This window comes from Nocardioides lacusdianchii (assembly GCF_020102855.1).
GTDB lineage: Bacteria > Actinomycetota > Actinomycetes > Propionibacteriales > Nocardioidaceae > Nocardioides > Nocardioides lacusdianchii.
On the sequence record NZ_JADHZD010000027.1, the window covers coordinates 26,734 to 33,067 of the forward strand.

Here is a 6,334-nt window from a genome sequence, read left to right on the forward strand (position 1 = left end):
CCGCACGTCTCCGGTCCGACCAGAAGGTGGATCAGTGCCCGACGAGGTCCACGCGGGCGGGCCACGGGTTTGGTTTGCAGCCCTCCAGGCCCTTGGTCTGTTGCAGCATCACTGGCGCGATCTCGCCAGGTCCGGGACAGCCGACGTGGGGATAGCCCAAGGCGTGGCCCGTCTCGTGGTTGATGACGTAGCGTCGATATGCCACAAGGTCACCGGCGTAGCCGTCTGCACCGAACTGCCACCGCCAGGCGTTGAGGACGACGTCGTCACCGTTGCGGCAGGACAGCCGTCCGTCGGTGTCGAGTGGTGCACAGAGTTGATTGGCCGTCTCCGGGGTGGCCAGGACGATGCGGAGGTCGGCATGGCCTTCGACGCGGACGAGCGTGTGTCGCGTCGCCCAGCCGCGCTGATCAGACAGGGTGGCTTCGACCAGCCGCGCCACATCCACGGTGCTGAAGGGCAGGCCCTGCTCGACCTCGACCCGGTAGGTCACCCCGTCCTGCGGCCCGAGCAGTGATGCGGCGGCGACTTCGAAGGTGCCGGGGCCGCGTTCCGGAATTTGAGTGGCGGGGGTGGGGGGCCCACTCGGATCTGGGTCACGATCTCGACCGACCGCGACCTCACCGTCTGGTCGCTCGCCCTTGAGAGTCGGGTCAGGGTGCGGCGCGGACGGTGGCGGGGACGCAACTATAGTGCGGCGGCCCGCCTCCCCGGTGTTCGTTGCGCCGGGGATGAGGAACGCGGCGGGCACAGCCACGGCGGCGGTCGTTGCCAGCACCGCCAGGCCGGTGAGCCCTCTCGTGGCACGCCGCGGCGCGCGATGGGAACCCGCGCGTCGATGCGTGGCTCTGCGGTTACTCATCGTCCCTGGACGATCACAGGACGCGGGTCCATGTGTCGCCGTCATCGGTGGACCGGTAGACGGCCGTTTCGGTCGCGGCGAACCAGCCCTGGGCGCTGATGGTGAATGCGGCCGGTTGGCCGTCGATCGATCCGACCTCGCGCCAGGTTCGACCGGTGTCGGTGCTGACCCGAACGACGCCGTCGACGTCGATTCCGGCCAGGGTCCCGTCCGCAGTGGTGTCGAGGTACATCATGCTCGGGCCGCCGAGCTCACGGGTCTCGCCGGACCTGGTGTTGATGCTGAGGAGCTGGCCTTTGCCGTTGGTCGCGATCAGCAGGTCGTTGTCATCGACCGCCGCCACGCTGATGACCGGACCTCGGTATGTCTCGTCGAAGTTCTTCCGGTCCTCGGTGCGCAGGAGGCGGGCAGAGGTGGCGTCGTATGCGTAGAGGACGTCGCCGGCGGGTTCGAGGATGTGGAAGTCCGCCTCGCCCTGGAGGGCGAGGGCCGTCCACGTCTCTCCGGCGTCGGTGGACTCGATCAGGCCCAGGTGAGCGGGCAGGTCCTCGCGGAGGTCCGGGTGGCCGCTGCCGAGGAAGTGGCCCGGGCCGACGACGGTGAACGCCATCGTGTCCTGATACCGGTCGGCAACCCGGCTCGGCTGGCCGCTCTGGTCGACGTGGAACAGGCCGAAGTGGGTGGCGACGTAGAGGCTGTCGTCGGCCGGGTCGACGCCGAGACCGTGGATGTGGCCGACGCTCGTTTCCTCATCGGCGGGCGGTGTTGTCGCTGGGGTGTCCTTGGCGCAGCCGCCCGAGAGGAGCGCGGCGCCGAGGAGGATGCCTGTGAGGGCGATGTGGGGTCGGTACATGAGGGCGGCTCCGAGGTGAGGATGGGTGCCGGGCAGGCGCACTAGCTTTGTCCTGCCCGGCACCAGGGACGAGATTAGGACTTCAGCAGGTCCTGCATTGTCTGGATCTCCTCCGCCTGTGTCGTCTCGATCTCCTTGGCCATGTCGACGGCATCGGGGAACTCGCCCTCGGACTGCTCGGTCTTGGCCATCTCGATCGCACCCTCGTGGTGCTCGATCATCATGGTGAGGAACATCTGGTCGAACTCCGCGCCGGAGGCCGCCTCGAGGTCGGCCATCTCGTCCTCGGTCATCATTCCGCCCATGTCGTCGGACGACATGTCGCCGTGATCCATGCCCGACATGCCCTCATCGGGGACGTCCTCGCCCCAGGACTCCAGCCAGCCGGTCAGAGTCTCGATCTCGGGGCCTTGGGCTGCCTCGATGTCGGTGGCGAGGTCCTTGACCTCCTGGCTTTCAGCGCGTGATTCGGCGAGGTCGGCCATCTCGATGGCCTGCTGGTGGTGGGGGATCATCTCCTGGGCGAAGGTGACGTCGGCGTCGTTGTGCCCGCCAGCGGTGTCAGTGTCGTCTTCGTTGCCACAGGCGGTGAGGGTGAACAGCGAGGCCGTCACGACGGCGGTGATCAGCGACTTGCGCATGAGTGTTTCTCCATCTGTGTGATCAGTGTCTGGGGAGGCGAAAGCCCCGAGTCGCCCGGGTCGGGCGCTCGTGGCGGACGCCTGTCAGCAGCGGATCACACAGAGCATGCGGAGGCCTGGCGGGTCACGGTCTCGCCCGATGAGCCGCAAGGGCTGCCACGCGGGCAGCATGGTGCGGGCGATGCGGACGCCGCGACGTGCGAGCAGCAGGGCGATCCCCAGCAGTAGGAGGCCGGCCAGCACGGCTAGGCAGAGCCCAAGAAGCCCCGCACCGTTCTCGCCGACGGGCTCCTCAGAGCTCATTCCCGCTGGGTGGCCCGCGACGATCGGTTCGGGGGTATCCGGCTCATTGGCAGCCGGCCCGGAGTGGTCATGGCTGATGGCGCCGCTCGCGGCGATCATGGCGATTGCGCTCTGGGATGTGGCTCCCACGGAGTGAGCGCCGGTGTGGGAGCCCCAGCCGTGCATCGACAGAAGGCCGAACAGTGCGACGGCAACCGCGACCAGCGCGTAGCGCGGCCCGCGTGTCCCGGTCGGTGCTCGGAGATCCTGCATGAGCTCGATCTTAGGCAGCCGCTGGTGCATGGTCGTGGGGCGGTTACGGTCGAGGTCACCATTCCAATCCGAAGGCGCAGGGAGATGGATCAGCACCGGATCTGCCGGGGCGGTGTTCCGATTGGGCCGGAGGAGATCCGAATCCGGCCTCATGGTGAAGCGCGGAGTCGACACAGGTCGAGATCTCATCCGCATACCCGTGCCGGAAGCTCCCGAACGCGCCGCCCTTCGGCTCGACCTGGGAACTCCCGACCCAGGTCGTGACTCCGGTCAGCCAGCCGCCGTACCGTGCGGCCGCCAACGCGCTGAGGAATTGCGTCACAAGCCTGGACCCACCGGAACGGCGCTTGGAGGTGTGGCCCACAGGGCGGCGTGGCGTGCAAGGGAACTACAACATTGAGCCCAAGTCGGACCCTACGGTGGGGTAGGCGGCTGTCGCGGACTTCAGTTGACGGGTGGTGAGGCCGACCTTGATGGCCAGGCCGAGAGTGTTGATCAGCTCCCCGTACTCGTGTCCTAGCAGGTGGGCTCCGACGACCTGGTCGGTTGACTGGTCGATGAGGATCTTCGTCGCAGCGGTGGTTGCGCCGATCCGGTAGTTGGAGTACCAGCCGCTGGTGTCGGAGTAGCGGATGGCGAGATCGATGCCCTCCTGGCGGGCTTCGGATTCCAGCATGCCGACGCGGGTGAGTTCAGGGATGGTGAAGACCGCCGTGGGCACGCCGGCGTAGTCCGGGGTCGTGGTGGTGCCCTTGATCATGTTGGAGGCGGCGACCTTGGCCTCCGAAACCGCGACCGGTGTGAGCGGCATCCCGGCGGTGTCAGCGGAGTCGCCTGCGGCCCAGACGGCCGGGTTGGTCGTGCTTTGGAGGTAGTCGGCGACGTGGATGCCGTGCTCGCCCCATTCGACCCCGGCGGCGTCGAGGCCGAGGTCTGCCAGGTCCGCGACTCGGCCGGCGCCGTGGACGACGAGGTCGGTCTCGATGGTCTCCTGGGCGCCGTCGTGCTCGAGTGCGACTCGGTAGCCGGTGTCGGACTGGTGCAGGTTCACGACGCTGGTGCGTCGGCGCAGGTCGATGCCGACTTCCCGGCCGTGGTCGACCAGGAGCTCGACGAGGTCGGGGTCGAAGCCCTTCAATGGACGCTCGCCGCGGTCGATGATCGTTGCTGCGCTGCCGGCGCGTGCGGCTATGTGGGCGAACTCGAATGAGATGAAGCCGCCTCCGACGAACAGGATCCGAGAAGGCAGTTCCTCGAGATCCAGGAAGTCGGTGCTGTCGATCAGATGCTGGTGGCCCGGGAACTCCAGGGGACGTGGTCGCGCACCTGTGGCGACCAGGAGGCGGTCGGCGTCGTAGACGGTGCCGTCGATCTCGAGCTGGCGAGGACCGGTAAACCTCGCCCGGCCGTGCAGGGTGGTGACGCCGCTGCGGGTCAGGCCGTCCTCCATGCTCTGGGGGACCGGGTCGGTGAAGCCGTGTTTGTGCTTCATCAAGTCCGCCCAGTTGATCGACAACCCGTCGCTGTTGATGCCCTTGCCGCTCAGCAGGCGGGCACTCTCGATGACCTCGGCGCCGCGTCGCAGGATCTTCTTGGGATCGCAGCCCCGCAAGGCGCACGTGCCGCCGTAAGGGAGTGAGTCGACGATGGCCACTTCCCACCCTTGGGCTGCGCACTTGTTCGCGGCGGCGACTCCGGCCATGCCGGCGCCGATCACGATCAGGTCGAAGTGCTGGCTCATGCGGTGTTCTCCTTGACTGTCAGGTCGGTGGAGCTGTCAGCGTTCTGTGCGGGTGAGGTGTCCGTGTGCACGGTCGGTCTCGGGCTATGGCTCGGACGATTGCGTCGCCGGCCTCGGACCCACCGTGCCCATCCGGGCAGCGGCGAGCACGAGCCCAGATCAGCACCCAGTTCTGCAGGGACCAGCTGGCGATGGCGCCGGCGATCCCCAGCGACAACAGGACCGGCAGGCCGCAGCAGAGGCCGATGGCGTCGGCCGTTGCCGCGATGGGGCCGATGGTGGTGATGCGGTCACGCATCGGCCAGGACCGCCCGTAGTTGCTCGAGGGTCGGTGCGCCTTGGAATCCATCCGGCGTGCGGTAGCGGCGGCAGGTCAGGCCGACCTCGGAGTCGGGCTCGGCGAAGACGTCGACGCCGTCGACCTGGATGCTCGGGGAGCCGTGGAAGCCGGTGCGCTCGGCCTCCGCCGGAGTCTCGACAAGATGGCGAGTCAAGCGGACGTCGCCGCGCTCCGACGCAACGACGCGGAGTCGTTCGTCCGCCACCTTCCAATTCGGGCAGTCCTCGAAGTAGAGCAGCGTGATGTCCATAGCCGTCACGTTAAACCTTGATCCATGGTGCAAGGTCAAGCGTAAAGTGAGACCATGCGCATTGGAGAGGCTGCCGAGGCGGCGGGCGTAGCGGCACAGACCATCCGCTTCTACGAGCGGCGTGGCCTGCTTCCCCAGCCACCGCGGGGTCCCAACGGTTACCGGGACTACGACGCCTCGGTCCTCAACCGGCTCGCATTTATCCGCAGCGGCCAGGCGGCTGGTCTCACCCTGGTCGAGGTGGCCAGCATCCTCGAGCTGCGTCGAGACGGCGCCGTCCCGTGCTCGCACGTCCAATCCCTGCTCGTGACCAAGCGGGAAGGCATCCGGGCCCGGCAACGCGAGCTCGCCGCGCTCGAAGCGGAGATTGAGGGGCTCATCAGCCGCAGTGACCGGCTTGATCCTGCTGACTGCACCGACACCAAGATCTGTCACATCATCGTGCGAGACACGTGAGGCAAGGGTCGAGGTTGTAGGGCGGGGAGTTCGCAGGTGTCCATCATGGCGGCAGTGACGCCTGCATCCGGGGGACGTCGGTGATCGTCCCGTTGACGTCGGCGGTGGGCTGCGCGCCAGGGTGCGAGCGGCCTGGCAGCTGTAGGGGCCGCAGGCACCCAGATGAAGCACTTCGTCCACTACTGCGCCGTCGCCTCGTAATGGTGTGCGCTGCGAGGTGCCTGGACGGGCAACCACCACTTGGCCGCCGCTCGACCAACCGCCGTTCGGCCGCACCAGTGGGTCCGACTGCGATTCGAGCCACGCCGCGCTTATGTCCCGAAAACGTCAGCGCAAGCCGTCTGATCTGAGCACATAGCGTCAAGAAGATCTGGATTCGGCGCGCTGGGTTTTGCGCGTCTGCGCAGGTCAGAGCACACATCGGCAAGTGCGGTCAAAGGATCCAGCGGCGGAACGCACACACGCTGGAGGTCCAGAGGTCGCAGGTTCAAATCCTGCCCCCGCTACAATGTGATGTCTCAGGACATCCGCAAGGCCCGAACCCACGGAAGTGGGTTCGGGTCTTGGTCATTTCCGGGGTTGGTAGTCCTTGGTGGTGTCGATGGTGAGCTCGCGGAGGAGTTCGCCGGTGGCGGC

General features: G+C 67.3%; 7 protein-coding genes. 1 reads left to right on the plus strand and 6 read right to left on the minus strand.

The features are described from left to right. Positions 1 to 31: 31 nt before the first annotated feature. The 6 genes from IRX98_RS21510 to IRX98_RS21535 all read right to left on the minus strand — a co-directional run bounded on the left by IRX98_RS21510 (position 32) and on the right by IRX98_RS21535 (position 5,242). The gene (locus tag IRX98_RS21510; protein ID WP_308045723.1) at positions 32 to 907 is read right to left on the minus strand and encodes a DUF3152 domain-containing protein; all 876 of its coding nucleotides are present in this window, start codon (positions 905 to 907) and stop codon (positions 32 to 34) included. Beyond that, entirely contained in the window at positions 876 to 1,715 is an 840-nt protein-coding gene (locus IRX98_RS21515; protein WP_224280307.1) for a F510_1955 family glycosylhydrolase, read from the minus strand. Before IRX98_RS21515 ends, IRX98_RS21510 begins: the two co-directional genes overlap by 32 nt. Positions 1,716 to 1,789: 74 nt before the next feature. Then, the gene (locus tag IRX98_RS21520; RefSeq protein ID WP_224280308.1) at positions 1,790 to 2,356 is read right to left on the minus strand and encodes a DUF305 domain-containing protein; all 567 of its coding nucleotides are present in this window, start codon (positions 2,354 to 2,356) and stop codon (positions 1,790 to 1,792) included. A gap of 84 nt (positions 2,357 to 2,440) precedes the next feature. After that, positions 2,441 to 2,911, minus strand: coding sequence for a hypothetical protein (locus tag IRX98_RS21525; protein WP_224280309.1), 471 nt, complete (start codon positions 2,909 to 2,911; stop codon positions 2,441 to 2,443). Between the two features lie 388 nt (positions 2,912 to 3,299). Further along, positions 3,300 to 4,652: a dihydrolipoyl dehydrogenase family protein gene (locus IRX98_RS21530; RefSeq protein WP_224280310.1), complete on the minus strand. Its 1,353-nt coding sequence runs from the start codon at positions 4,650 to 4,652 to the stop codon at positions 3,300 to 3,302. A 290-nt stretch (positions 4,653 to 4,942) separates the two neighbouring features. After that, entirely contained in the window at positions 4,943 to 5,242 is a 300-nt protein-coding gene (locus IRX98_RS21535; RefSeq protein ID WP_224280311.1) for a DF family (seleno)protein, read from the minus strand. 54 nt (positions 5,243 to 5,296) lie between these two features. Between IRX98_RS21535 and IRX98_RS21540 the strand changes: the two genes are divergently transcribed. Next, positions 5,297 to 5,698, plus strand: coding sequence for a MerR family DNA-binding transcriptional regulator (locus IRX98_RS21540; protein WP_224280312.1), 402 nt, complete (start codon positions 5,297 to 5,299; stop codon positions 5,696 to 5,698). Positions 5,699 to 6,334 lie beyond the last annotated feature (636 nt).